General features: G+C 62.4%; 22 protein-coding genes and 2 pseudogenes. 18 read left to right on the top strand and 6 right to left on the bottom strand.

Annotation, left to right across the window (positions count from 1 at the left end; translation table 11 throughout):
* The first annotated feature begins 21 nt into the window (after positions 1–21).
* From IPK20_13695 to IPK20_13680, 4 genes are read left to right on the top strand one after another with little or no spacing between them, the layout of a single operon-like run.
* Entirely contained in the window at positions 22–1,197 is a 1,176-nt protein-coding gene (locus IPK20_13695) for an efflux RND transporter periplasmic adaptor subunit (GenBank protein MBK8017657.1), read from the top strand.
* Positions 1,198–1,236: 39 nt separating this feature from the next.
* A complete protein-coding gene (locus IPK20_13690; GenBank protein MBK8017656.1) occupies positions 1,237–4,317 on the top strand; it encodes an efflux RND transporter permease subunit in 3,081 nt (1,026 codons plus the stop codon).
* Between the two features lie 42 nt (positions 4,318–4,359).
* Positions 4,360–4,962 (top strand): FAD-dependent oxidoreductase, encoded by a 603-nt coding sequence (locus tag IPK20_13685; protein MBK8017655.1) that lies wholly within the window; start codon positions 4,360–4,362, stop codon positions 4,960–4,962.
* Positions 4,959–6,020 (top strand): FAD-dependent monooxygenase, encoded by a 1,062-nt coding sequence (locus IPK20_13680; protein ID MBK8017654.1) that lies wholly within the window; start codon positions 4,959–4,961, stop codon positions 6,018–6,020. Before IPK20_13685 ends, IPK20_13680 begins: the two co-directional genes overlap by 4 nt.
* A gap of 33 nt (positions 6,021–6,053) precedes the next feature.
* Here the strand turns inward: IPK20_13680 and IPK20_13675 are convergent.
* A pseudogene (locus IPK20_13675) lies at positions 6,054–7,010 on the bottom strand (dihydrodipicolinate synthase family protein).
* Between the two features lie 181 nt (positions 7,011–7,191).
* Between IPK20_13675 and IPK20_13670 the strand changes: the two are divergent.
* From IPK20_13670 to IPK20_13655, 4 genes are all read left to right on the top strand, one after another.
* Complete coding sequence (locus IPK20_13670) at positions 7,192–7,506, top strand: transcriptional regulator (protein ID MBK8017653.1); 315 nt, start codon at positions 7,192–7,194, stop codon at positions 7,504–7,506.
* Positions 7,499–7,813, top strand: a complete 315-nt coding sequence (locus tag IPK20_13665) for a helix-turn-helix domain-containing protein (GenBank protein MBK8017652.1) — start codon at positions 7,499–7,501, stop codon at positions 7,811–7,813. The genes IPK20_13670 and IPK20_13665 overlap by 8 nt, the downstream gene beginning before the upstream one ends.
* 1,206 nt (positions 7,814–9,019) lie before the next feature.
* A complete protein-coding gene (locus IPK20_13660; protein ID MBK8017651.1) occupies positions 9,020–9,421 on the top strand; it encodes a Fic family protein in 402 nt (133 codons plus the stop codon).
* Positions 9,361–10,242, top strand: a complete 882-nt coding sequence (locus IPK20_13655) for a Fic family protein (GenBank protein MBK8017650.1) — start codon at positions 9,361–9,363, stop codon at positions 10,240–10,242. Before IPK20_13660 ends, IPK20_13655 begins: the two co-directional genes overlap by 61 nt.
* 793 nt (positions 10,243–11,035) lie before the next feature.
* Here IPK20_13655 and IPK20_13650 read toward each other — a convergent pair.
* Both IPK20_13650 and IPK20_13645 read right to left on the bottom strand, forming a co-directional pair.
* The gene (locus IPK20_13650) at positions 11,036–11,338 is read right to left on the bottom strand and encodes a hypothetical protein (protein ID MBK8017649.1); all 303 of its coding nucleotides are present in this window, start codon (positions 11,336–11,338) and stop codon (positions 11,036–11,038) included.
* Between the two features lie 288 nt (positions 11,339–11,626).
* Complete coding sequence (locus tag IPK20_13645; protein ID MBK8017648.1) at positions 11,627–12,103, bottom strand: dihydrodipicolinate synthase family protein; 477 nt, start codon at positions 12,101–12,103, stop codon at positions 11,627–11,629.
* 586 nt (positions 12,104–12,689) lie between these two features.
* Here IPK20_13645 and IPK20_13640 point away from each other — a divergent pair.
* From IPK20_13640 to IPK20_13610, 7 genes and pseudogenes are all read left to right on the top strand, one after another.
* Positions 12,690–13,136 (top strand): hypothetical protein, encoded by a 447-nt coding sequence (locus IPK20_13640; GenBank protein MBK8017647.1) that lies wholly within the window; start codon positions 12,690–12,692, stop codon positions 13,134–13,136.
* A gap of 482 nt (positions 13,137–13,618) precedes the next feature.
* Positions 13,619–14,077 (top strand): hypothetical protein, encoded by a 459-nt coding sequence (locus IPK20_13635; GenBank protein MBK8017646.1) that lies wholly within the window; start codon positions 13,619–13,621, stop codon positions 14,075–14,077.
* Positions 14,078–14,446: 369 nt separating this feature from the next.
* Complete coding sequence (locus IPK20_13630; protein ID MBK8017645.1) at positions 14,447–15,049, top strand: hypothetical protein; 603 nt, start codon at positions 14,447–14,449, stop codon at positions 15,047–15,049.
* Between the two features lie 20 nt (positions 15,050–15,069).
* The gene (locus IPK20_13625; GenBank protein MBK8017644.1) at positions 15,070–15,474 is read left to right on the top strand and encodes a hypothetical protein; all 405 of its coding nucleotides are present in this window, start codon (positions 15,070–15,072) and stop codon (positions 15,472–15,474) included.
* A complete protein-coding gene (locus IPK20_13620) occupies positions 15,452–16,516 on the top strand; it encodes an AAA family ATPase (GenBank protein MBK8017643.1) in 1,065 nt (354 codons plus the stop codon). The genes IPK20_13625 and IPK20_13620 overlap by 23 nt, the downstream gene beginning before the upstream one ends.
* Before the next feature lie 369 nt (positions 16,517–16,885).
* The gene (locus IPK20_13615) at positions 16,886–17,278 is read left to right on the top strand and encodes a hypothetical protein (GenBank protein MBK8017642.1); all 393 of its coding nucleotides are present in this window, start codon (positions 16,886–16,888) and stop codon (positions 17,276–17,278) included.
* An 888-nt stretch (positions 17,279–18,166) separates the two neighbouring features.
* Positions 18,167–18,488 (top strand): annotated as a pseudogene (locus tag IPK20_13610) (putative addiction module antidote protein).
* 144 nt (positions 18,489–18,632) lie between these two features.
* On the opposite strand, the gene IPK20_13605 reads toward IPK20_13610, so the two are convergent.
* Positions 18,633–20,642, bottom strand: coding sequence for a PEP-CTERM sorting domain-containing protein (locus IPK20_13605; GenBank protein MBK8017641.1), 2,010 nt, complete (start codon positions 20,640–20,642; stop codon positions 18,633–18,635).
* 206 nt (positions 20,643–20,848) lie between these two features.
* Here IPK20_13605 and IPK20_13600 point away from each other — a divergent pair, with 206 nt between their 5' ends.
* From IPK20_13600 to IPK20_13590, 3 genes are all read left to right on the top strand, one after another.
* Positions 20,849–22,672: a hybrid sensor histidine kinase/response regulator gene (locus IPK20_13600; GenBank protein ID MBK8017640.1), complete on the top strand. Its 1,824-nt coding sequence runs from the start codon at positions 20,849–20,851 to the stop codon at positions 22,670–22,672.
* 2 nt (positions 22,673–22,674) lie between these two features.
* Positions 22,675–23,340: a response regulator transcription factor gene (locus IPK20_13595; GenBank protein ID MBK8017639.1), complete on the top strand. Its 666-nt coding sequence runs from the start codon at positions 22,675–22,677 to the stop codon at positions 23,338–23,340.
* A 67-nt stretch (positions 23,341–23,407) separates the two neighbouring features.
* Complete coding sequence (locus IPK20_13590; protein MBK8017638.1) at positions 23,408–24,535, top strand: PEP-CTERM sorting domain-containing protein; 1,128 nt, start codon at positions 23,408–23,410, stop codon at positions 24,533–24,535.
* Positions 24,536–24,761: 226 nt separating this feature from the next.
* Here the strand turns inward: IPK20_13590 and IPK20_13585 are convergent, their stop codons facing one another.
* Together IPK20_13585 and IPK20_13580 are read right to left on the bottom strand one after the other, a co-directional pair.
* Entirely contained in the window at positions 24,762–25,739 is a 978-nt protein-coding gene (locus IPK20_13585; protein MBK8017637.1) for an SMP-30/gluconolactonase/LRE family protein, read from the bottom strand.
* Between the two features lie 42 nt (positions 25,740–25,781).
* Complete coding sequence (locus tag IPK20_13580) at positions 25,782–26,315, bottom strand: PEP-CTERM sorting domain-containing protein (protein ID MBK8017636.1); 534 nt, start codon at positions 26,313–26,315, stop codon at positions 25,782–25,784.
* Between the last annotated feature and the right edge of the window lie 38 nt (positions 26,316–26,353).

Raw genomic sequence — 26,353 nt, 5'->3', positions numbered from 1 at the left:
CCTTTCCCCGAGGAGAGAACCATGAATGCCCAAGCAACTTCCCCCGGTCCGGTCCCCCGCGCGCTGCGCACGCGGCGCCGTGTGCTCTGTGCGCTGATCGGCGTCGCCCTGGCCGGCGGAACCGCTGTCGCCGTGGCGGTCCACCGGGATGCGTCCAAAGGCGCACCGCGGAGCGCCCCGGTGGCGAGCGTCACCGTGCAGGCGGTGGCACCGATGCTGGAATCCTTCGACCGGTCCATCGCCGCGACAGGAACCATTGCCGCCCGCGACGAATTGCTGGTCGGGTCCGATGCTTCCGGCGTGCGGCTGGTCGAAGTCCTGGTCGACGTGGGCACGGTCGTGCGCAAGGGCGACCTGCTGGCCCGGGCCGACGATGCCCAGTTGCGCGCCATGCTGAGCCAGCAGGAAGCGCAGCTTCGTCAGGCGCTGGCGGACCAGGCCCAGGCGCAGCGCGATCTGACCCGTGCGCGGCAACTGGTGGAAGCCGGGTTCTACAGCATCGAGGCCGGACAGACGAAGAACACGGCCGCGCTGTCCGCGGACGCCCGCGTGGACTTCGCCCGTGCGCAGCTTCGCGAACTGGAAGTGCGGATTGCGCAGACGCGCGTGCTGGCGCCTGCAGCCGGCGTGGTGAGCCGGCGCGCTGCGACGGTCGGTGCCGTCGTGCAGCCCGGCGCAGAACTGTTCCGTGTGATCCGCGATGGCGAACTGGAGTGGCAGGCGGAACTGCCCGGTCATGCCATCGCCGCAGTGGAGCCCGGGGCGACGGTACGCATCGCCGTCGATGACGGCCGTTCCATCGAAGGCCACGTGCGTCTCGTGGCCCCCACGGTGGACCGCGGCACCCGCACCGGTCTCGTGCACGTCTCGCTTCCGCCCGATGCGCCGTTCAAGGCGGGAGAGCATGCGCGCGGAGAGATCCTGCAAGGCAGCGTGGAAGCGCTGTCGCTGCCCGAATCGTCGATTCTCGTGCGGGACGGCTATGCCTTCGTCTACGTGCTGGGCGACGACGACGTGGCGCACAGCACGCGCATCGCCACGGGCGCCCGGCGCACCGGCCGTGTGGAAGTCACGGAAGGGCTGACCGGGGGCGTCCGCGTCGTCGGCACCGGCGCAGGTTTCGTCAAGGAAGGCGATCTCGTCCGAGTCGCGGACGTGGTGCCGCAACAGGTGGCCACGCAAGGAGACAAGCCATGAGCACGAATTCCGCATCCAGCGTGAGCAACTGGTCGGCCCCTGTCGATCCGGCATCCCATCCCGGCCATCCTGCTGTTCATTCTGCTGACGTTCGCCGGCCTGGTGGGCTTCGGCAAGCTGGGCATCAACCAGTACCCCGACGTCGACATTCCCGTCGTGACCGTCACCATCCGCGATCCGGGCGCTGCGCCAGCCGAGCTGGAAACCGACGTCACGCGTGCCGTGGAGAACGCGGTGGCGACGGTGGGCGACGTGGCCCACATCGTCTCCTCGGTGACCGACGGCGTGTCGGTCACCACCGTGGAGTTCGTCTTCGGCAAGGACATCGACCGCGCGATGAACGACGTGCGCGACGCCGTGACCCGTGTGCGGGGCGAACTGCCCGGCAGCATCGACGAGCCGGTGATCACGCGGATCACCACCACCGGCGGGCCGATGATGACCTACACGGTGCGCGGCAAGAACGCCACGCCGCAGCAGCTTTCCTGGTTCGTCGACAACGAGGTCTCCAAGACGCTGCTGTCGGTGCAGGGGGTAGGGCAGGTGGTGCGTGTGGGGGGCGTCGACCGCGAAGTCCGCATCCGCCTCGCCCTGGACCGGCTGACCGCCTACGGCATCACGGCGGCCGAAGTCAGCCGCCAGCTGAAGTCCGTCAACACCAACGTGCCCGGCGGCAAGGCGACGGTCGGATCCATGGAGCAGAGCATTCGGACGCTCGGCTCGGCGGGCAGCGTGGAGGCGTTGCGTGCCACGCAGATCACCCTGCGTGACGGACGCACGTTGCGCCTTTCGGACCTGGGCTCGGTGGAAGACACCATGGAGGACCGCACGCAGGATGCCTTCGTCGACGGCGAGCGCGTCGTGGCCTTCCAGGTGCTGCGTGCCATCGGATCGTCGTCTGTGGATGTCGCGCGGCGCGTGGAATCGGCCATCGAGTCGTTGTCGCGCGACCATCCCGAACTGGAGGTGCGTCAGTTCAACTCCACCGTGGATTTCACCAAGGAGTCGTACAACGCCTCGGTGGAGGCGCTGGTGCTGGGCGCGATCCTGGCCGTGGTGGTGGTGTACGGCTTCCTGCGCGACTGGCGCGCCACGCTGATCGCGGGCGTGGCGATGCCGCTGTCGGTGATCCCCACCTTCATCTTCATGTCGTGGCTGGGCTTCACGCTCAACCTCATCACCCTGCTGGGGCTGTCGCTCGTCGTGGGCACCCTGGTCGACGACGCGATCGTGGAGATCGAGAACATCGTGCGGCACATCGGCATGGGCAAGTCGCCGTTCAAGGCCGCGCTGGAAGCGGCGGACGAGATCGGCCTGGCCGTGGTCGCCACCACGCTCACCATCGTGGCGGTCTTCGTGCCGGTGAGCTTCATGTCCAGCGTGCCGGGCCAGTTCTTCCGCCAGTTCGGCATCTCCGTCGCCATCGCGGTCGTCATCTCGCTGCTGGTGGCCCGCCTGCTCACGCCGGTGATGGGCGCCTATCTGCTGAAGCCGCTCGCTCACGCGCAACGCCCGTCGCGGTTCGCCGGCCGGTATGAAGCGCTGGTGAAGTGGGGGCTGCGCCGCCGTGGGCTGGCGCTGGCCTCGGGTCTGGGCCTGCTCGCCGCGTCCGTCGCGCTGCTGCCGCTGCTGCCCACCACGTTCATCCCGGCGTCCGACCGCAGCCTGTCCACCCTCAATTTCGAGCTGCCCCCGGGCACGCCGCTCGAACAGACCGTCCAGGCGGCCGAACGGGCCCGCAAGCTCATCGCCGCGCAGCCGGAGGTCGTGGGCATCCTGAGCTCGATCGGCAACGGCGCGCAGACCGATGCGCTGGGAACCAGCAGCAACGGCGAAGTCCGGGCCGGAACGCTCACCGTGAAGCTCGTGCCGGAATCGAAGCGGACCGCATCTCAGCGCGAGTTCGAGCTGCGCATCGCCGAGGAACTCAAGACCATTCCCGGGTTGCGCGTGCGCTTCGGCGCCGGCAATGCCGGCGAAACGCTGGACATCGTGCTCGTGAGCGACAACGCAGCGGTGCTGGACCGCGCGGCCGAGGCCGTCGAGCGCGAGATGCGCAGCGTGCCGGGCGTGGGCAACGCGGCGGCGAGTTCGTCGGTGCGCCGGCCCGAGGTGACGATCCGCCCCGCGCTGGACCGGGCGGCCGACCTGGGCGTGACGGTGGCGGACATCGCCGACACGGTGCGGGTGGCCACGCTGGGCGACACGTCCGCCCAGCTGCCGAAGTTCAACCTGGAGGAGCGCAGCATTCCGGTGAGAACCCAGCTCGAGGACTCCGCGCGCGGCAACCTCGATGCACTGAAGCTCCTGCAGGTGCCGGGCACCCACGGCCACAGCGTGCCCCTGGAATCTGTGGCGACGCTCGAGATGGGCAGCGGCGCCGCGCAGATCACGCGCTTCGACCGCAGGCGCAGCGTGAGCATCAAGGCGGACGTGGCCGGTGCCCCGCTGGGCGAAGTGACCGAAGCGGTCCAGAAGCTGCCGTCCATGCGCAACCTGCCGCCGGAGGTGAAGCAGAAGGCGTACGGCGACGCGGAGCGCATGAACGAGCTCTTCGGCGAGTTCGCCATCGCCATCGTGGCCGGCATCGTGCTCGTGTATTGCGTGCTCGTGCTGCTGTTCCACGACTTTGCGCAGCCCATGACCATCATGGCGGCGCTGCCCTTGTCGCTGGGCGGAGCGCTCGGTCTGCTGTACCTGAGCGGCGAGGCGCTCTCGCTGCCGGCCATCATCGGCATCCTGATGCTGATGGGCATCGTGACCAAGAACTCGATCCTGCTGGTGGAGTACGCGCTCGTGGCCATCGAGCGCGGCGTGCCGCGCAACGAAGCGCTGCTCGACGCGTGCCTCAAGCGCGCCCGGCCGATCCTGATGACCACCGTGGCCATGGGTGCGGGCATGGTGCCCATCGCGCTCAAGATCGGCGCCGACGCCGACTTCCGCGCGCCGATGGCCATCGCGGTGGTGGGCGGGCTGATCACCTCCACCGTGCTCTCGCTGTTCTACGTGCCCGTGGTCTTCACCGTCGTGGACGACGCCAAGGCGAGGATCGCGAAGCTGTTCGGGAGCGGGCGGTCAGCCCGCACCTCCGGACCGGCCCTCGACGTGCCGCGGGCATGACAAGACCGACAACGACTCGAACCCTGGAAACAAGGAACTGACATGGAAACGGACGTACTCGTGGTGGGGGCCGGCCCGACCGGCCTCATGATGGCCAACCAGCTCGCCCGCTTCGGCGTGCGCGTGACGATCGTCGACCGGCACTCGGGGCCGGCCCAGCAATCGCGGGCCATGGCCGTGCAGGCACGCACGCTGGAGATCTATCGCAAGCTGGGCGTGGCGGACCAGGCCCTGGCGCTCGGGCAGCGTGGCACGGCCGCGAATCTGTGGGCACGCGGCCGTCCGACGGCGCGCGTTCCGCTCGGTGACATCGGCCAGGACATCAGCGCCTTTCCCTTCGTGCTCATGCTGGGCCAGGACGAGAACGAGCGCATTCTCGGCGGCCATCTGCGGCAAGGGGGCGTGGAGATCCACTGGAACACCGAACTGACCGCGCTGGAGCATGCCGCGGATCACGAACGGGCCACGCTCCGGACGCCGGACGGATCGACGAGCACGGTGCGGGCCGCCTACGTGTGCGGCTGCGACGGCGCCCACAGCGCGGTGCGCCGCCTGAACGGCATTGGATTCCCGGCGCGCCCTACGAACAGACGTTCTTTGTCGCGGACACGGTCGCGCAAGGGCCGATGCGGCCGGGCGAGTTGAACATCTACCTCTGGCCCGATGGCTTTCACCTGTTCTTTCCGATGCGGGGGGAGAACGCGTGGCGCGTGATCGGCATCCTGCCCAAGGCGCTGCGCAACCGCGACGACGTGACGTTCGAGGACGTCGTGCCGTCCATCCTGGGAGAGGCGGGCGCCGCGATCCGGTTCGCGCAGTGCCACTGGTTCTCCGTGTACCGCATCCACCACCGGAGTGCGGAGCGCTTCCGGGCGGGACGCTGCTTCCTGCTGGGCGACGCCGCCCACATCCACAGTCCCGCCGGCGGGCAGGGCATGAACACCGGCTTGCAGGACGCCTACAACCTCGCCTGGAAACTCGCTTGGGTCCTCAACGGCCAGGCGGGGGAATCGCTACTAGACACCTACGAGCAGGAACGCATGCCGATGACCCAGCGCCTGCTGCGCACGACCGACCGCCTGTTCCAGCTCGTCGTGTCCGAAGGCCCGATCGCGTCGTTCATCCGTACCCGCGTCGCCGCTCGCCTGATGGCCCTGGCGATGCGATCCAGGCGACTGCGTCGGCTCGCCTTCCGCACCATTTCGCAGGTGGGCATCCGCTATCGCCGCAGCGTGTTGTCGCAGAACCTCGGTGAGCATCCCGACGGCGCGCCGCGCGCTGGGGATCGCTTTCCGTGGATGCGGCTGCGTCTCGGTGCCGAGGGGCGGTCGGAGGATCTGTTCGGCAGGCTGAACGATTCACGGTTCAGCGTGCTGGCGGTCGGACAGCCGGTGCCGCCGGGGGCGAAGGACGGAGCAAGCGGCATCGACTGGATCGAGGTGGACGCGAAGGAAGACAACAGGGAGAAGCTCGCCGCCGCAGGCATTCCCGTGCCGTCCTTCTACCTGCTCCGGCCCGACGGCCACGTGGCGCTGGCCGGTCGCGCGCTCACGGTCGACGCTGTCGCAAACTGGTTCCGCGAACACGGCATCACGCTGGACGAGCACGGCAAGGCCCGGAACCTCCGTGCCGCCGAGACGCTTTCTGCACAGCGCCTGTCGGCCTTCGGCGGGAGGCGGGCGTGGCGGGCATCGACCGGCTGAGGCCGGTCGGGATTCTCGAGGCGCGCGGTCGGTTCAGGCCGCGCGCTTCAACGCGCCTTCGCGCCCGATACCGGCCTGATCCAGCGCCGCCTTGAGACGCCCGATCTCGGCATCGGTGATCTTCACCAAGGGCGGCCGCACCACCGCCTTGTCCAGGCGGCCCAGCAGCACCAGGGCTTCCTTCATGCGGTTGTGCATGTCCAGGAAGGGCGGCGTAGAACACCTGAGAAAGCGGCACGATGCGGTCGTTGATCGCCTGCGCCGCCTTGAGGTCCCCGGCTTTCACCGCACGGAACAGCGCCACCTGGAGATCGGCGATGACGCTGCCGGCCCCGGACAGCAGGCCGTTGGGACCCATGGTCAGCGACGCCATCAGCCACGATGAATGCGTGGTGAGCACGTTCACGGGGCGGGGCAGGGACTGGAACGAGCGGATGTGCCGCTCGTGCAGCATCGCATCGTTCGACCAATCCTTGATCGCGCGGATCGTGGGCACCGCCTCGAACATGCGCAGCAGGGTGTCGAAGGGATACCCAGGCCGCCGCCCATGGGGTACTGGAAGGCGATGATCGGCAGATCCGTGGCGTCCGCAATGCGGCGGAAGTGCGCGAGGGCCATCTCGGGCCGAAGCTGCCCGCCCATCGACATGCTGTTGGGAGGGAACACCAGCAGCGCCGAGGCGCCTTCCTTGTCTGCCATCGCCGCGATCCGGGCGGCCTCCACACTGCCATCGGCGTACACGCCGTTGATCAGCGGAACCCGGTCCCCCACTTCCTCCAGCGACATGGCCAGGATGCGCTGCTCATCGAAGGTACAGGCGTGAACTTCCGAGGCATGTCCGTTGACCGTCACCGCACTCACGCCCTCGATCAACGCGCAGTCACGCAGGTGACGGCGTGTCTGCCGTTCGTCGATGCTCAGGTCTTCGTGCAGGGCGAGCAGAGTGGCCGGAATGACACCGGCGGGGACGAAATGAGGGAAGCGGCGCATTCCGGGACCTCGCGGGGAAGAGGGTGCGGGGAGTGTACTACCGGGGGCGAAAGCAATGCGGGCCGCGACGGGGGGCGGTCCCGGACCCGAAGAAGTCGTCGATGCAGTCTTGGAGATATCCGCTTTCCGTCGAAGGGTGAGGTGCTTGGCGAGAAATACGCCTAAGGCGTATATTCGGACCATGTTCACTTTCTTCGAGTCCGCCGCTTTCGAACGCTATCGTCCCGCCTATCTGGATGAGGACGAGTTTGCCGAATTCCGGCAATTCTTGATTCTGAATCCGAGTGCAGGGGCTATTGTCCCGGGCTCTGGCGGTGTGCGGAAAGTACGGTGGTCGAGATCAGGTATGGGAAAGCGAGGTGGACTCCGTGTGATCTATTACGTGCATAGGTCGCCGGAGGAGATCTGGTTGCTGACTCTCTACGCCAAGGCGAATCTGGACAATGTTCCGGGCAGGATACTGAAACAGTTGTTGGAGGCGTTCCGCGATGATTAAGAAACTCTCCCAGAAGGAATTGGCGAAGCTGGAAGCCACGCGTGATGTTTGGCAGGAAGTCCTCGACGGAGTCAAAGAGATAAAGAGAGGTGGGGGCCGAAAGGTGGCGGTGAAACCGACCTCGGAAGTGGTGCGTGTCCGAATGAAGAGCGGCCTGTCGCAAGCACAGTTTGCAGCGGTGCTAGGGGTATCGAAGAGAACCCTGGAGCAGTGGGAGCAGGGGCGCCGAGAACCCTCCGGCGCGGCACAAACGCTCTTGAGAATTGCGGACAAGCATCCTGAGGTATTGCTGGAAGTCGCCGCGTGAGAGGGGCGTTATCTGCAATGCGAATGGTCCAGTGGAAGCTTGTTGCGGTTCATGCACCGTCTTACAGGTCGCGAGCCGACATCTGCACTTGACCAGACTCGCTATCGGGCAGTGGTTCGACGCGCGTTGTAGGCGATCTGTGCAAGAGGGGGGGGGCGGGAGGCAAGAATGTCATGGGCGGTTACAGGATCCGTTCCGCTATGGCGACCCCGTTCTGCGGCCTTTACCCCGTGGGCACGAGAGAGTGATTGATGAATGTCGATAGACTAGAACTACGACTTGGTTGGGTGGCTGGAATCAATTCCCGGGTTTCAAGGATTTGTTGGTCGAGGGGAGGAGATGTTGGTGTTCGTTGATCAAGCTTCATTTACACCGCATTCCTTTCTCGAACTTCTTCGCTTCTTTATGAGGTATCGCATTGACAGGGAGCGTCTAGTACCTTTGTTTCAGTTCGTTACCGGAAGCCGAAAGGTCGGAGAACGTACGCTGATCCTGAGTCTCTTGGCACGACGCACTGTTTGGCCCCCGTGATGCCGACGAAATGGTGGCAACGTGCACGTTGGAGTGTCCTGGGTTTCTCGCGGTTCGAACCAGTCGTTAAATTCAACTGGGAAAATGGCGCCTGTCCACTAATAGGTCTTGAGCCGAGATCGGCATTCGACGACTCTGCCATCACTGGCCGGTGGCGTGGGATGAGTGGTGTTGTTGAACTGTGGAAGGGGGGCGGCGTGGAGGCTAGTGGCCATGCGTGAATGCAAGACCCGACCCCGGCGCCCGTCACTGTCCAGAGACCCGAAGTTCCCCGTGAACCAAGTTGGAGCCCATTGGCTCCCCTTTGAGGACTCAATCGTGCAGCTCAATAAACATGCTGTCCCTTAAAATCTGATGCAGATACCAGGTGTCGAAATGAATTGACACGCTATGCCGCGTCTATATTCCGGAGGGTGCGTGGGTTGCGTCGGCCTACAGTCGGGCTTCAAAGTCGACCTCTTTCTTGAGTTGGCATGTGGCATGTATTGGCAAGACGTGGGGCACAAGTAATGGACGATCTAAGAGACATTCCGTCAACACCATTTAGCTATGCCGATCTCCTCGAGCAGTCAATTGAGCAGCTAGAGCAAGCCGTTCGGGAGCTTAGGGGAAGTGGCAGATTGACGCCTGAAGTCCTGCACACGATACGCACATAAATTATTTCCTGAGTAAAGAATATCTATCACAAATCCCAACGCCATCGAGGAAACGTTCTTTTCGGTCGGAGAAACCAGACAGATTGTTGAATTTGGCCTAACGCTCACCGGACGACCCCTCAAAGACCAGGCGGAAGCTAAGAACCTCTCTCAAGCCCTCGACTTCCTAGAGGAACTAGCCGGAAATCCATTAAGGCCGATCAGCGAGGCAGATGTTCGCCAACTCCACTTTCTCGTACTTAAGGGCATCGATGACGCGAACGCGGGCGTGTATCGCTCAGTTCAAGTGGAGATCTCAGGGTCCAAATACAAGCCCCCAGCACCGGAATCACTGAACTCTCAGATGCATCAGTTTGGCGATTGGCCAGGAATGCCAGTGTTCTTGGGCATTTCGATCTTGGCGACCAGCAAGGACTCCTAAACGCGGCAGTAGCACACTCGTGGTTTGTCCAGATCCATCCATTTGTCGACGGGAATGGGCGAGTCGGGCGTCTCTTAATGAACGTCATTCTTATGCGGTTCGGATTTCCCATAGCCATCATCGCAAAGGAAGATCGACTGCGCTATTACGACGCGCTTGAAGAATCTCAGGAATCCGATCTCTCCAGCTTTCTCACATTGCTGACGGAATGCATTCACGAAAGTCTTGAAGAATATTCACGTGCTGCAGAAGAGCAACGAGAGAAGACGGAATGGCTTGCGACGTTGGCGGACAAGTTCACTGCCCGTGAGAAGATTAAGGCCGCCAATGAGTATGAGGTTTGGCGAAGCGCGATGGATCTGCTCAAAGGGTACTTCAAACAAACGGCAGCTATGCTTGACGAGATGGCACAGATTGCCAACGTCTACTTCAAGGATTTTGGAACGCTTGAGTTTGAGAAGTACTTAAGCCTTAAGGCTGGAGAATCTACAAAGAAGACTTGGTTCTTCCGAGTGGATTTCCGGGCAGGTGAAAAATCTGCCCGATATCTCTTCTTCTTTGGTTCCCCCAGTTTTCACCTGAAACGGCACTGCGATGTCTCACTTTCTGTTTCGAGGGAGGAAGGAATTGGATCCTTTCGCTTCCAGAGACTTGAGCACATTACTGCACCGAATGTTCCAACGATGGTAGAAATCGGCTACAAACCCACGGAGGAGAAGTTTGTCTCTAGAAGCAGAATTGGCCATCTGCGGGAAGATAAGCTAGATGTATTGGGAAGGCAGTTCTTTGAAGAAGTCATTGATATGCACTTCAAGAATTGACGCCCGATCATGCCTCGTGCCATCCAGCGGTTACGGCACCGTTTATGCCGCGTACGGTCGTTCTTCACCCCATTGCCTGCTCGTTGGGAAAGTGGAAATTGTCGTGCCCCTTTGCAGCGTCACCGCCTACTTTGAACAGGAGATGCATGCCATGAAGACCCAAGTCCTACTTGTGACACTAAGCCTCGTTGCAGGCGGCTGTGCAACGAGCCCGACTTGCCCGCAGGGCACATATTTGTTCATGGCTGAGAACGTTGACAAAGCTTGCCAAGGCAAGGTTGGCCTGCAACTTCGTGATCAAAACGGTGACGTCGCTGGAGAATGTCATTCAAAGGGACCGCGAGTGTTCTTTTGCAGAGAACCCGGGTGGTGCAAAGACGAGCGCCAGGAATTCAGTGTCGATAAGGTGGCTTGTCATCCTATAGACAAGAGAGCCGCGGACACGAAGTTGTGCTGGATCGTCTTCGGCGGGAACCCACAGCATCCGAGAAGTTATGAAACAGCGTTGAGTCCAGATGCCACCTCAGACTATTGCGCACTACTTAGCGCCAAAGATGGTGGGAGTGATGTAAAGCTTGGCTGTAGAGATTCTGAAGGCAGATCGCGTTTTGGTTCGCAGTTTGCGGTCGGCCCCCAGGGGCGCCGAGATAGACAGCTTTCAGCGGAAGGGCCAGCCTTCGGACCGAATCCAAACTGCGGATGGTTCTGATCGTATGTTCCGTCGAGGGCGCAGCACGAGCAGGTGTCAGATACTGTCTTCAATAGCAAGTCCCTGGCGGTGGTGGGAATAGGGTCAGATACCGTCTTGAATAGCAACCCCCTGGCGGTGATAGTTGGGGTCGAAGGGTTGGCCTGACTTGACCACGGCGTAGATGAGATGGACGAGCTTTCTCATCACCGCCGTGATCACCGCCTTCTTTGCCAGTCCGTTGGCGATGAGTCGTTCGCCGAACACCTTCAGAGCAGGATTGTGTTGAAGCGCCACCAGACCTGGCATGTACAGCGCACGCCGAGCTGCGGCATTCGCTCGCTGTGAATGGCGATCGGGTGATTGTTGTACGACAATGCTCTGAGGATCCCTTGGAATCCACGCCATGCCGACGCAGTCCGGCGATATCCCGGCGACCCTCGCAGACGGGGGTCGGGTCTTGCAGGAACACATCTCGTCACCTCACATCCGCTCATGTACCACCCTCTCCACACTCGACCGTAAGACGAATGGTGAAGAAGTCGGACGAAGCCAGGTTCACTTAGCTCAGCTGAATGCTGGATTGCAAGACCCGACCCTCGTCTATTGCGGAGATCGGCATTCGACGAGACTCGCCACTGGCCGGTGGTTGGATGAGTGGTGTTGTTGAACTGTGGAAGGGGGGCGGCGTGGAGGCTAGTGGCCATGCGTGAATGCAAGACCCGACCCCGGCGCCCAGAAGGCGATGATCGGCAGATCCGTGGCGTCCGCGATGCGGCGGAAGTGGGCGAGGGCCATCTCGGGCCGAAGCTGCCCGCCCATTGACATGCTGTTGGGGGGGAACACCAGCAGCGCCGAGGCGCCTTCCTTGTCCGCCATCGCTGCGATCCGCGCGGCCTCCACGCTGCCGTCGGCGTACACGCCGTTGATCAGCGGAACCCGGTCCCCCACTTCCTCCAGCGACATGGCCAGGATGCGCCGCTGCTCATCGAAGGTACAGGCGTGAACTTCCGAGGCATGTCCGTTGACCGTCACCGCACTCACGCCCTCGACCAGCGCGCAGTCACGCAGGTGACGGCGTGTCTGGCGTTCGTCGATGCTCAGGTCTTCGTTCAGGGCGAGCAGCGTGGCCGGGATGACACCGGCGGGAACGAAATGGGGGAAGCGGCGCATTCCGGGACCTCGCGGGGAAGAGGGTGCGGGGAGTGTACTACTGGGGAGAAGCGGGCCGCAGCGAGTGCCAGGTACAGGACATCGGATGCGACGGAAGCCCTGGCCGGACTGTGAAAAAGTCACTGCAAAGAGACGGCGAACAGTGGAATACTGAATAGCAAGGCTCTGGCCACGTGGCGACTCGAGTCTTATGACGATTCGATGGTAACGGGTTGACTCCCTTGAGTGCCAGGCGCAACCATGGAACTGAGTGGCGCAAGGACTTGCCGTCGAGTGTATCTTTAAGATCCGAGACGGTGGGGGTATTTCGAGGCTGAAGAACGGCTTGAGATTGGGGAAGCCTCGCCAAACTACACGCGGGTGACTCTAGCAGGCGCTGGGATGAGATGCGTCGAATCGACGCGTTCTTTGCCGACACAAGGCGAATTGTGAATGCGATGCGTCCAAATGCGTCAACTTCCAGATGCGCGTCGTGGCCAAAAATGTGGTCCATCCGGGCGACACAGACATTCCCAGTTAGCCGAGTGTCGCGGCAATTGTGCAGGAGGGTAGAGATGAAGATTCAAATCTGCTGCATTGTTCTCGCGTGTCTGATTTCTGGTTGCACCTGTCCCAAGTACGTCAGCTACCAAGTTATACGGTAAACCTTGAAGGTATCCAAGCTAAGACAGGCCGAGTGGAAACCAATATGGCATCGGTGAAACTAGACCCAAAGTATCGCGAGGCCACCGAGAAGCTTCAAGACCTCGACCTTCTTCAAGCTCGTACATGTCATCAACTGCGCAGTATGAGACCTAGCGCGGAGAAAGATCGACTAGAGAGCCTCTATGTCGAGATGTTGATTGAAATGCAGCGAATTACCTTGGACCCAAGCTTGGTCAACACGCTTCAGTCGAAGAACGAACAGCACCGCGATGAAGACCTCTCTACTCTGGGCAAGAAAGAGTGTTCTTCACAGAAAGTTCCTAGGAAGATTGAAGACAGAAAGACTCAGGTGGTCCCAATACAACCAGATCACTTGGCTCTCTCCTGAACCCAAGTGCATCTCCGCCGAAGCCAACAGTCTCGTGCTGAAGGACACGGTCACGGTACCACGTCAAGTCGGCACGGATGATAAGACCGAGTCCCCCGATGAGTGGGGCCAGGTCATCATTGAACCGGGCAAGGCTGAGGACAACCAGCTGTGTTATCGCCTGAAGTGCCGAGGTGCCCCCACGTACAATTGCACTATTGATTACGAGATTCGTTGGTACGAGCGAAGATTTGACACTGTCGAGTGTTGGGACAGTGCTCGAAGTTGGTGGAAGGAATAGCGATGCCCAACGAGACGCTCAACCGATGCATAGGCAGCGAGCGCAGGTCAGCAACTGGTCGAGCTCGCGGAGGCATCGAAGCTTGCAGCGGCAATCTAAAGTGAAGCGTCTCTAAGCAGATGTGCGTCGAGGTCGCCGGCCACGACGACGCTTTCTTGAGTGTCACACGCAAGCTCGAACAACTTGTGGCGAGGCGATAGTCATGGCGCTTCTCGATGAAATCTTGGCGTGGACCGAGACGAGCCTGACCCCTTGGCAACGGGATGCCGCGCGGCGCCTGTTCCAGGAGCAACAAGGTCTTTCGGCGCAAGACTATGACGACCTGTACGCGTTGATGAAATCCGCGTATGGCCTGCTGGATCCTACGAACCGGGTCCCCGTGCCGCTGGCTGCGGTTCATCTTCCAACGCATGCGGCTAGAGCTGCTGGCGTGGTTCTAAGAGCGATGCGTGAACTCAAGTACGTGAATCGCATCGCGCCCGATCAGGTTCTGCGATTCGCACCGAACGGGTTGACGGTTATCTACGGCAACGGAAGCGGGAAGTCAGGCTATTCGAGGGTGCTGGAAGCGTGCATGCCGAGCACGCGACCAGCAGGAGAGTGTCCTCCCGGATGCGACGGATGCCGCTTTCTCCAAGCTCATTCCCGAGGCACTGTTTGACATTGAGGTGGGTGGAGCAGCCAAGACCGTCGTTTGGAAAAGGGACGCAGCACCTCCAGACGAACTGTCGGCGATTGCTGTTTTCGATACCCACTGCGCTCGCGCATACCTGACAGCTGAGCAGGATGTCGCCTACCTCCCGTACGGACTCGACGTGGTCGAGAACCTTGCTAACAAGGTTCTGCCAGAGCTTGCTAGGCGGCTTTCCGCGGAGATCGCGGGAGTGCAGATTGACGTGGAGCCGTTCGCGTTTCTTAGAGGTGGGACTGCCGTAGGACGTCTGGTCACTGAACTGAGTGCAAAGACCGATCCAGACGATGTTCGCCGTCTTGCTCATATGACCCCGAGGAGACTTTGACTCTCGCAGACTTGCAGAAGGCATTGGCAGAGACGGATCCTCGGAGCAAGGCAAAGGAAGTCAGCCTTTCCGCACAGCGCATCGAGGAACTAGTCAAGAGAGTCGACGCGGCTGAGGTGTGGGTCAGCGACGCCGCGATTGCCAAGCTGAAGGAGCTCGACGAAGCAGTCCTTGTTGCTGCTCAAGCAGAGAAGGTGGCGGCGGAGCAGTTTCGCGCCGGCGGATCACTCTTGCCGGGAACGGGGGAGCAGGTATGGAAGGCAATGTTTGATGCTGCCCGACGCTTCTCGACAGAGAGTGCGTATGAGGGGCATCCGTTTCCGCATGTCAAGCCTGGTGCTCATTGCGTCTTGTGCCAGCAACCGATCGACAGTGCGGGCGATCGAATGAAGCGTTTCGCGGACTTCGTCCAGTCTGATGCCGCGAAGGTCGCGGCCGCCAAGCGAGAGCAACTGGGCGCCGCAGTTCGCAAGATCGAGGCCGCCCGTCTCGTGTTCGACCTGGACCCCGCGCTTTCTTCGAGCTCCATACGATCGAGAACGGGTTGTCTGATAAGGTCAGCAAGTTTGAGTCGGGTATCGAGGTACGACGCGGCTGGATGCTTGGCGCCATAAGTTCGCATGCTTGGAGCGAAGTGCCCGCGTTCGAGGGCGATCCGCGTGATCGCCTTCGAGGCATAGCGGAACGACTCAGAAAGGCGGCAGCTGAACTGGACAAGGCTGCTGACGAGGGGAAGCGCAAGACGCTCGAGACGCAGCGCGATGAACTCGTCGCTAAGGGGGCTCTCGGCCCCACCGCGAAGGCCATCGTGTCCTTGATTGAACGCATGCGACTAAGGGCGCGCCTTGAAAAGTGCAAGGACGACCTAAAGACCAAGGCCATCTCTGACAAGTCGAAGGAGTTCGCGAGCACCGCGGTGACCGCGGCACTGAAGGATGCACTTGACCAGGAGTTTGGGATGCTTGGAATGGGGCACATCCGGACGAAGCTCAGCGAGCGTAATGACAAGGGGAAAGATGAAGTACCGGCTGGTACTTGACTTGCCTGTAAGCAACAAGCTGGAGGAGATCCTTAGCGAAGGGGAGCAGAGGGCGATCGCTGTCGGTGCCTTTCTTGCCGAGCTTCGCCTCGCCAGTCATGGTGGCGGAATCGTGTTCGACGATCCGGTCTCCTCATTGGATCACTGGCGCCGGCGGCAGGTGGCGCGTCGACTTGTCGAGGAGGCCAAAGGCAGGCAGGTGATCATACTGACGCATGACACGACGTTTCTCGGCGAACTCAGAGATGCGATTGAGCAGCTTGCTGTCGATCATCAGATGCACCATTTGGAGTGGATGGGCAACCGGCCGGGATTCGTCTTTGCAGGATTGCCATGGGCGCACAAGAGCTACAACGAACGAATCGATCGCCTGGAGAAGGCACGGAGCGAGCTTGAGAGAAGGTGGTCGGCGTATCCCGGCGAGGCCGAGGCGGGCGACATGAGGCACCAGTACAGCTTTCTTCGCGCGACTATCGAGCGTGTAGTTCAGGACTTGGTTCTTAATGGCGTCGTCCAGCGTTACCGGGACTGGATTCGTGTCGACAATCTTGACGAGGTAGTTGGCTTTGATGCGGGTGAGCAGAAAGAAATTGCGCGCCTCTTCAAGCGGTGCTGTGATGTCGTCGACGCGCATGATCCCGCCTCGGCCAAGAACGCGCCGGTGCCGAACCCGACGGATCTTGGATCGGACCTTCAGAGTCTCAAGGGGCTGATCGCGGCGATAAAGGCGCGACGAGCGAAGGGAAGGCAGCGCCGAGAGCGGGCGTGGTGCCAAGTACGCCGTAACCTGTGCGCCCAGTGGCGCAAGCTCGTGATGCAACGTTGTTGGTGTCAGGTCTTGCAGTCACGGATCTGCCGATCTGTCCCGATTTTCGCAGGTGGCGCGAGGCAGATGAAGTGTGGTCGTGGTTTGACAGAATCATGGTCTCGATCGTGGGCGCCAAGGCCAACACCGGCGTGTGGTCCGCTGATGGAACTCCACGCGCCCGACGGGCCGGCGAGTCAGCGGCTGCCGCGAGTGCGTCTTCCCGAGCCCGACTAACGGGAGGGTCAAGTCTTGCATCAACGCATGGCCTGCCTTGGCCCCCCGCGGGTCGGACCATTCGTAACCGAGGAATGGCGCCTGTCTAATAGGTCTTGAGCCCAGATCGGCATTCGACGAGACTCTCCACTAGCCGGTCGTTCGACGGGCGGTGTCGGCGATCTGTGGAAGAGTGCGGCCTGGAGACCAATGGTCATGCGTGAATGCAAGACAGGACCCAGAAGCTCCCACTACGCTGGCCGCTTCCCGCAGGTGACGTTCGTTGAAGGGTGTTCTGAATGACGCCCAACCCTGCAGTCGAACGGGCATGCGCAAGAAGCCGCGCGGGTCGCACATTTCCACGTTGGAGCGAGAAACGATGGATACCGTATGAAAAAGCTCCTTCGCCTTGTCCTCATCTATGCTGCCCTGTTCGCCATAATGGGCTTGGTGCCGATCCTTGTTCTGTATCTGGAACTCGAATCTGACCGAGTACTTGGCATGATTCCCGACGTCCCCCATGAAAACCAGATTGAGTGGATTGACACTTTGAGGGACGCCGATGCCCTGCGACGGGCCTGCCATCACCTCGCAAACCAGGCCGATCGTTATTCAGAGCTTTTCCGTTGGAGCTGGCAGTCGTCCAGGAAGCTTGCGTGGGGATTCATAGGCACTTTGCTTCTATCGAATGGCCTTGCGATTGCCGCATTCTTGAACGTCGCTTGGGAGCTCCGAAAGCTGCTCCGAACTGGTGAGCAAAGCGCAGCTAAGCGCTTCAATTGACATGTAGTTGCAGGGGATGTGCCAAGAGGCGTCGTCGTACCTTGCTTGAGACTCAGCAGCGTCGGACTCAGCAGGGTCGGGTCTCGCATTGCAGCATCTTCGCTCCTACGGGCATCGGATGCCCTTTCGGCCTCGATGCCGTCGTCAATCAGCGATGATCTGGTCAGGGCAATGGAGGAGATCTCGAGCGAAGATGATTGACTGGGATGTTATTCGAACGTTGGGGTTGGGATCCACGGCTATGATCGCGGCGGCATTCTCGGGCCGAAAGCTGAAGGACCTATGCAGCCGGATTTCGCTTAGCCTCTCAACGTGGCGTCGAGTACAGATTGTCCTCTTCGTTGGCTTAGTAATCGTTGTCCAGTTCCTTATCTTCGTAGCCCTGATCGGGTCGTTTCCCAGGGGAGAAATCGGTCAGAGTGGGCGAATGGACATTGCCCTGGGTTTTGCCGTCGGCGTAGTGCTCGGCTATTCGGTGTTTGCTCTCTTCGATGACCGGAATGAGTAATGAATCTTGAGCGCATCAAACTGCTGCTCATCGATGACGCCAAGCGGGGTTTGGCCGATATCGAGGCGGGTCGGACGCAAGAGGCCGAAGCTGCCATCGCTCAATTGCAACGACGCCGAGCAACCGCCGCAACTCCCGCCAAGACGCGAGGCGGATAGCCGCTATCGCGTCGAGTTGACGTCGAGTTTCCTCGAACGCCTCGACGCGATCGAGTCGTTATAGACCGAGACAGACGCTGCCTTCGCCCATGACGATCTCCTCCCGGATTGGCACACCATGGTCATCCCCAACTGCGCGCGCACCCCGCGCATGGGCCGTGCAGAACAAGGATATCGCCTTGGCGATCAAGCTCGTTCAAGGCGTGAAGGAGTAGATTTTTCATGACCAAGGTTGCCATCTCGAAGCCGAGCACGTCGAAGACGAAGACAGTGCCATTCGACGTCACGACGTACCTCAAGACGCCCGAAGACATGGCGGACTACCTGAACGTTTGGCTCGAAGAGGCACCGGACGATGTGGCCGGCATCGTAAGTGCCCTCGGGGACATCGCACGCGCCAAAGGCATGACTCAGGTGGCGAAGGACGCGGGGCTTAGCGAAGAGTCTCTATCGAGCGCTCAGCGCCGATGGTGACCCCAGCTTCGTGACAGTGCTCAAGGTGGCACGGGCGCTGGGCATAAAGCGCCACATAGAGGCCGCGTAGGGTGCACGTGAACGACGAACTACACGTCCCCGAAAGGCGAGCGGGTCACTACCCTCCCACCACCCCGTGCCTATGCAAATCCCGGTGGTGCCATCCACTCGTTACACATCCACCGGCAATTCTCGCTCGGCGAGACAACCCTCGTTACTCGCTTGCAAGAACGGCGATTCGTCGAATCCAGCGTCCGCAGCGGACGTTTCTTGGCGTCCGCTTCCTGTCCATCTTCTTTCGACCACGGATCGTCAGGGCGATCAGGGGCAGGCCGGTGACCAGCCCGAGCCAGGTTTCGGGTTCGGGGACCATGTTGGGACTGAATTCCAGCGTGTAGTAGTCGTCCAGCAGAAATGTCGGCCGGCCTGCCAGCGCGTTGGTAAGGTCGAACGCTTCCTGGTCGAATTCCGGGAGTGGATCGAGTCTGGCATTGCATTTGACGGTTTGGCCCGCGTCGCCCACGACACGGCACTGCGCGCGGTATTGGACGTGGACGATCTCGAGGTGGCCGGCGCCGATGGATGCCTTCTTGTTCAGGGTGCCGTTGCCTCTAAGCTGCCCGAGCAGGATCTGTGGGTGGCCGTCTCTGTTGGCATAAGCCGAGACGAACGCCGACAAGCTGTCGGGCCAGGGCATGCCGGTTTCGACCTTACCCTTGAGTTCGAACTTCTCCGGAAGAATGTTGGGAACGAAGGGGGGCTCCCGCGTCTTCTGGGCACGATAGTAGTAATCGGTGGAGACGTTCACCTGAATCTGGATGGGGAAGTCGGTTCCGCCTGTGGCAGTGGCGCTGGCATTGACGAAGGGATCATCCCCGAAGGAGCTGCCGATGCCATAGCAGAACGCCTTGCCGCCGTCGATGTAGGAGATCTCGTTTGTCCCGATCGCACGCGTCTCGCCACTGTCCGCTTTTCCTGCGCAAGCGAAGGTGCCCTGGGAAAGGGGTAACGAGTTGTCCGTTGTCGCCAACGCGTACGGCATCACGAGCACGAGCGACGACAGGACCGCGATGGCCGTTCTCGCGGCGGATCGTGCCCGGGGCGATCTCCGTTCGCACGCTGTCGACGTTTCGGACAGGCAGGTCACCTTGGATACAAGGCATGAGGGATGAAGCCTTCCAGGTATGGGCTTACCGTACCGGCGATCGCGGACACTCTCTGACTCTCCCGCGTGCTTACGCGGCATGGCAACCCAGGGCCGGCCTGGATCTCGCCACGCCAGGAATTGCCGTCTCCATCGGACAGCAGCGAGCACGATCAATCCTGTTGCGAGCAACCACCAGGAACTCGGCTCGGGCACGGGCGTGGTGAGCAGCACGCCCGATTGAGACGTGAACACGTAGCCTGCCGGGGCTTCGATGGACAATGTCGCGGTGTGATCGAAATCCGCTGTCACGGATGCGAACGGGCCCGCCGCAGCCCTGGCCGTCGCGTTTCCCGTGAGGACGATCGGACTCCCGGGTATGGCCATCGCGGTCACGGAAAGCAGAGCGTGCAATTGGTGCGGATCCGTCGACAGACCGGTGACCGTTCCGGTCGCGGTCGCCATGGCGTCTGTCGAGCCGTTCGGTCCGAGCCGGCCGTCCCACGAGAATTCCACCTGCGACTTGACGCCGTTCACCATCAGGAAGGTCGAACTCCACATCGTCGCGAACGACCCGGCAAAGCTCCCCTCGACATCCAGCCGGAACGTGACGGCAACCGGCGCACCTGACGAGGCGCCGGGTGCCGCGGAAAAGACCACGCTGTCGGACAGCGCAGCGGTCGTTTGTGTGCGCCAACCGTGGTCAGCAGCAGGGGATTCTTCGCTCGCGTGGCTGTCCGTCGTGTCGCTGAACGCATAGGTTCGCAAGGATCCCGTGTTCAGGCTGGCGGAGGCCTTCCCCTGCCATGTCCAATCCGTCTGCTGACCGCCGATCTGGAGCGGGGTGTGCGCGAATCCGGAGTCCACGACGGCCCGGGTCCTCGAAATGGACGAGTCCACGCCGCCATCGATGTACGAACCATTGTCCGTGAACGTGAAGTAGCTCGCAGTCACCGAGTGGGCGAGGGCGGGCGAGCCCGCCCACGCCAGTGCGGCGATCGCGATGATGCCGGCCAGACGGCCGGGGGTGCGGCACGACCGTGTACCTTGCCCGCGTCGATCTTGTTTCAAGCGATTCATGGGAGGCCTCTCTCGCACACGGCAGAAAGGCAGCCGGCGCTGCAGGGCACCTGTTGCAGGCAGGGCGCCGTCTTCCCGACGATCGTTGCGGCCCGGCCTCGCCTTTCATCACCGACGATGATGTTCAGGCTACATTCGCTCGCTGTGAATGGCGATCGGGTGATTGTTGTACGACAATGCGCTGAGGATCCCTTGGAATCCACGCCATGCCGACGCAGTCCGGCGATATCCCGGCGACCCTCGACCACGAGCGGAGCGGGGCAAGCGAAGCCCAGGAGCGGGTTTGCGCAGACACGGAGACGGTCCGCCTGTTCATGGACTCGCTGCCCGCTGGACTGGGTGTGGGCTACGCGGCGCTTGCGATCATCGCGGTCTGTCTTTACCGGTTGGGCGTGTCCGCAGGGGTCGCCTGGTGGACGGGCACCGTGGCCGCCGCTCTCTCCGCGTGTCTGCTGGCTTACTGGCGCTACCGGCGTGAATCGCCCGCGGCCATGTCGTTGCGGCGTTGGGGGCGCCGTTTCACCTGGCTCGCCAGCGCATCTGCGCTGGCCTGGGGGTCGGCTGCCTTCTTCTTCATTCCCGCTCCGCCTGCGGTCGAGATGATGGTCGTACTGGGCGTCACGGCCGTCGCCGTCGGCGGGATCGGACATCTCGCCATGCACCTGCCTTGCTACTTCGGCTTTCTCCTCGGATCGATGGTCCCGTTCGTCGTCGCGTTTCTCCTCCTGGGAGATGCGCTGCACGCAGGGCTGGCGGCCGGCATGGCGGCACTGATCGCGGCCGCCGCCGGCTTCGGGCACTTCATGAACCGGACGATGCGGCGGTCGATCGTGCTTGCCCACCGCAACCGGCAGCTTGCAGAGGCTCTGGCGGAACGCACGCGCGAGGCCGAACAGGCCAATGCAGCGAAGTCCCGGTTCCTGGCATCGGCAAGCCACGATCTTCGGCAGCCCGTGCACGCCATCGGATTGCTTCTGGGTGTGCTGCGGGGGCAGGTGCTGCAGCGCGCCCAGGCCGAGATCGTGGATCGTCTGGCGCGGTCATGCGAGGCGCTGGAGGAACTGTTCGACGGCATTCTTGGCGTATCCAGACTCGATGCAGGCGCCGAAACGCCGCGGCTGACCGCCGTGCCGGTCCATTTGCTGTTCACTGCATTGCACTCCGCCTTCGAACCCCTGGCACGCGAGAAAGGGTTGCAGCTTCGCACGCACGATTGCCATGCAGTGGTCCACAGCGATCCCGCGTTGCTCGAACGTGTGCTTGCCAATCTCGTGTCGAACGCCATCCGCTACACCCACGCGGGAGGCGTCCTGCTCGCGAGCCGGCGGCGCGGAGCCGCCGTCTCCATCGAAGTCTGGGACACGGGCATCGGCATCGAGGCGCAGCACCAGGGTGCCATCTTCGAAGAGTTCTTTCAGTGCGGAAACACCGAGCGGGATCGCCGCCGGGGGCTCGGACTCGGTCTCGCCATCGTCAAACGTCTCGCGGGTCTTCTCCAACACACCGTGGAGTTTCGATCGGTGGCGGGGCGCGGTTCCGTTTTTCGCGTCCGGGTTCCCGCGTTCGACGGGCCCGTGGCCGAGGTCGCGGACACGCAATTGCCCAGTCCCGCGGTCAGGCGTGTCGCGGGCACCCGGGTCCTGGTGGTGGACGACGAGCCGGGTGTGCGCGACGCCACCGCGGCACTGCTGCGCCAGTGGAACTGTGAGGTGATCGCACTGGGTTCCATGGCAGAGGTCATGAGCGTGGCCGGGGAGTGGGCGTCGGCACCGGACATCGTCGTGAGCGACTTGCGGTTGCCTGACGCATGCAGTGGAACGGACCTGGTCGCGTGGCTGCGAGAGGAGTTCAATCGCGAGATCCCCGCATTGCTCGTGAGCGGCGATGCGCATTCCGCGACATCGAGATCCTCCCTGCCTCCCGGAACCGTGTTGCTGGCGAAGCCGGCCAGCGCGACAGCCATGCTCGAGACGCTCGTGTCCCTTCGCTCGCTGCCGGCTTCCCGTCCTGTTCCGGAAGCGGTTGTCTGACGATGAACATCCTCGTGGTCGACGATCACCCGTTGTACCGTGACGCGCTGGCGCGCATCGCGTCGCAGGTGTTCCCCGAGGCGGCAATCTGCGTTGCCGGCGACTGTGTCACCGCTCTGCAGCGCCTGCGCGACATGGGGTCTGCAGATCTGGTGCTGCTCGATCTGGCGATGCCCGGTGCCGGCGGGATGGAAGCGCTCGCGCGCATCCGGAACGATTTTCCTGGCGTGCGGGTCGTGATGGTGTCGGCTACCGAGCGCCGGGCCGATGTCGTGAGCTGCCTGCAGTCGGGGGCCTCGGGCTTCATTCCCAAGTCCGCGGCCACCGAAGTACTGGCGGCGGCGCTCAAACTCATCGGAGAAGGCGGCACCTACCTTCCTGCACTGCTGCTGGATGGTGTTGAACCCGCGGCGAGGACTGTCTCCTCCCGGAGTGCGCCGGGATCCGACCAGGGCTCGGCTGCAAGCGGCGTTCTTACGCCTCGAGAACTGCAGACACTCGCAGCGCTGTGTGGCGGCCGGAGCAACAAGGCCATTGCCAACGAACTGGGCATCTCGGAAGCAACGGTGCGTACCCATCTCACGACCGTGTTCCGTATTCTCGGCGTCTCCAACCGCACCCAGGCGGCGCGGGCGGCGCGGCAGAGAGGCCTCGTCCCGGACGAGTGATCACGGGGATTCAGCGGACCTATACTAGCGTTCCAATACTCATAATTCCTTCAGGAGCGAGGCCATCATGATCTGCATGCATGCTTCTCAACGATTCTTGCGGGGGCTCGTCCATGGCGGGCTGAACGGCGTGCTGATCGCTGCGACTTTTGCGTTCGTGGCGGCTCCGTCCGCCAACGCGGCGGCGAACGTCGTTCTGCTACCTCCGATTCCCGTCCTGCCGTCGAGCGCGCGCCTGGCAGAGACCGGCGCCATGCTCGGCACGTCCGTGCAAGGGTCGATCTCGATCACCGATCCTGAGCCGCTCCCTCTTCCTAACCCACCGTTCTTTCAGATCCAGTCTGCCTTCGATTCCTACTCGTCTCCCCTAGGTTTCGTATCCGTCGGTCCGTCCGTGAATGGTGAGAAAGAAGATGCCTTTCGAGAGACTTCGGACGGCCGTGGCGTGTCGGTCGGCACGACATCGGGGTTCATCAATAGCACGGCCATTGCCAGCCCCGGCAAGCTCCGCGCCCAGGCGACCGCAGGCGGTGGCGGCGGGTCTGTCAGCGGGATTTCAACGGCGACGGCCATGTTCGTGGACACCATCCAGCTCGGGCACGGTGGCGGCTACAGCATCGATTGGAACGTTCATGGCAGTGTCACAGGGGGATTTGCAACGCTGACCCCCGACGTCCGGCCTCGCACGCGTCCAGGTGCATCGGCCCAGATTCGCGCGCAGGTCTGGTGGGTTCCGTTTGAAACGAATTTGACGCAGGCGGCGGCTTCAAACTTCCTGGGCTCGGTTTACCAATCCTCCACCTGGACGTACAACCTCCAGACAGGTGAGACCGTGATAACGGACGAAAGCCGGCAGGCCGACTTCGGCGAAGACAGCGCGTTCACGATCTTCGAAAGAGACGGAACGAAGTTCTGGGTGGTGGGCCTGCTCGAGGTCAGTGCCAGCAGGGGTGCCGGGGACGGAGGCACAGTCCTCCCATCGTCGTTCGTGACCGGAACGGCCAACTTCCTCAACACGATCGAACTCACCATCGATTCCTTCAATTTTCCCGGCCAATCAGACGTCATCTCTGCCTCAGGCCACGATTACTCGATCCCGAGTCCCGTACCCGAACCATCCACTTTCGCGCTTCTCGCCTTGGGTGGGGTGTTCTTGAGCCGCCTGCGCCGGACGGGTGATCCCGTTTCGATCTGACGTATACACCCGCCCATGCAGCCATGGGCTGCGCGGGCAGGACTTGCGCGTTGAGGCCGGAGCGCTCGTTCGAGCGCAACTCCGCCGCAGGCTCCTGGCGGGCGGAGCGGAAACATCCAAGGTCAGGGAGCCTGCGTTGGTGGCAGACGCGTCGCCGCTGGAGGAGCAGTCAGCCTGGACGATGGGCCAGTTCGATCGCCCCGCGACCCATCGCCACGACGTCGACCTACCCCCCCGCCACCCCCTGCGTATTCACATACAGCGCATAGACGCTCTTGCTCGCCGCCATGAACAGCCGGTTGCGATGCCGGCCACCGAAGCACACGTTGGCGCATCGTTCGGGCAGGGCGATGCGGCCGATGAGGCGGCCATCGGGGTTGTAGATGTTGACGCCGTCCACTGAGGCGTCGCCCATGCCCCAGCCCATCCAGAGGTTGCCGTCGATGTCGCAGCGCATGCCATCCGGCGTGCCTGCGCCCACGTCGAACAGCTTGCGCTTGCGGGTGAGCCGGCGGCCGTTGTCGGTGACGTCGTAGGCGTAGAGGTTGCGCGGGGTCGAGCCGGATTCGACGAGATACAGGGTGGATTCGTCGGGCGAGAAGCACAGTCCGTTGGGGCGCACGACGTCGTCGACCACCACGGTCATCTCGCCCGTGGTGCCATCCACTCGATACACATTCATCGGCAATTCCTGCTGGGCGACATACCCCTCGTAGTTGCCCAGCAGTCCGAACGGCGGATCGGTGAACCAGACGGAGCCGTCGGATTTCACGACGACATCGTTCGGCGAATTGAGACGCTTGCCCTCGAAGCGGTCCGCGATCACGGTGATCGAACCGTCGTACTCCGTGCGGGTCACGCGGCGGCCGCTGTGCTCGCAGGTGACGAGCCGGCCCTGGCGATCCCGCGTGTTGCCGTTCGCGTGGCCTGACGGCTTGCGGTACACGCTGACGGCCCCGGTCTCCTCTTCCCACTTGAGAATGCGGTCGTTGGGGATGTCGCTCCACAGGAGATAGCGGCCGTCGCCGAACCACACGGGGCCTTCGTTCCAGCGGCAGCCATGCGCGATGCGTTCGACGGACGACTGCTTGATGCGGTACTTGTCAAAGCTGGCGTCCAGAATCTGGATCGCCGGGTCGGGGTAGCGCTGGCTCGGCTGCCAGGGCACGACGTTCGATTGCGGGGTCTCGTGGGTCGGGTCCATGGCACCAGCGGATCTTCGGTACGTGGCGTGGTCTCGTTGCGGTTACTTCCTTCGTCTCGCCCCAAGACCGACGACTGCCAATCCCGCCACCACCAGCCCCCACGTGCCCGGTTCCGGAATCGCCATCACCTCGAACTGTGACGCAGCGGGCAGGGGCAGGATGTCCTCGCCCACGGTCACGCCCGGATCGAAGGGCACGATGCCGATGGGCGCGGAATCCGCGATGCGGAAACGCATGCGGGCGAGCGGGGTGTCGGCGGCGAAGGTCTTGGTTTCCAGGAAGAACAGCGCACACGCGTCGGTGCCGTCTTCGCACAGGCCGATGCCGCCTTCCTTCAGCGCGGCCGTGGCCTGGAAGGTGTCGAGGTTCAGGATGCCGGCCACGTCGTCGATCTCGGGAACGATGTCGATCGAATCGATTCCGGTGCCGGCCCGGGCGTTGAGGATCAGTTCGACGAAGTCGCCGCGCTGGCCCTTGGTCTGGCCGCTGTAGAAGACCTCGGCCTGGGCGACCTGCGCGCCGAAGCTCGCGGTCAGGGCAAGGGCAGAGACGAGAAGCTTGCGAAAGCGGTTCATGGTCAGGTTCCTCGTGGTGCGGGCGCGTGGCCGCCGGC

This window comes from Betaproteobacteria bacterium, assembly GCA_016713305.1.
GTDB lineage: Bacteria > Pseudomonadota > Gammaproteobacteria > Burkholderiales.
The sequence above is the reverse complement of the archived record's forward strand: the minus strand, read 5'-3'. Positions and strand labels throughout refer to the sequence as shown.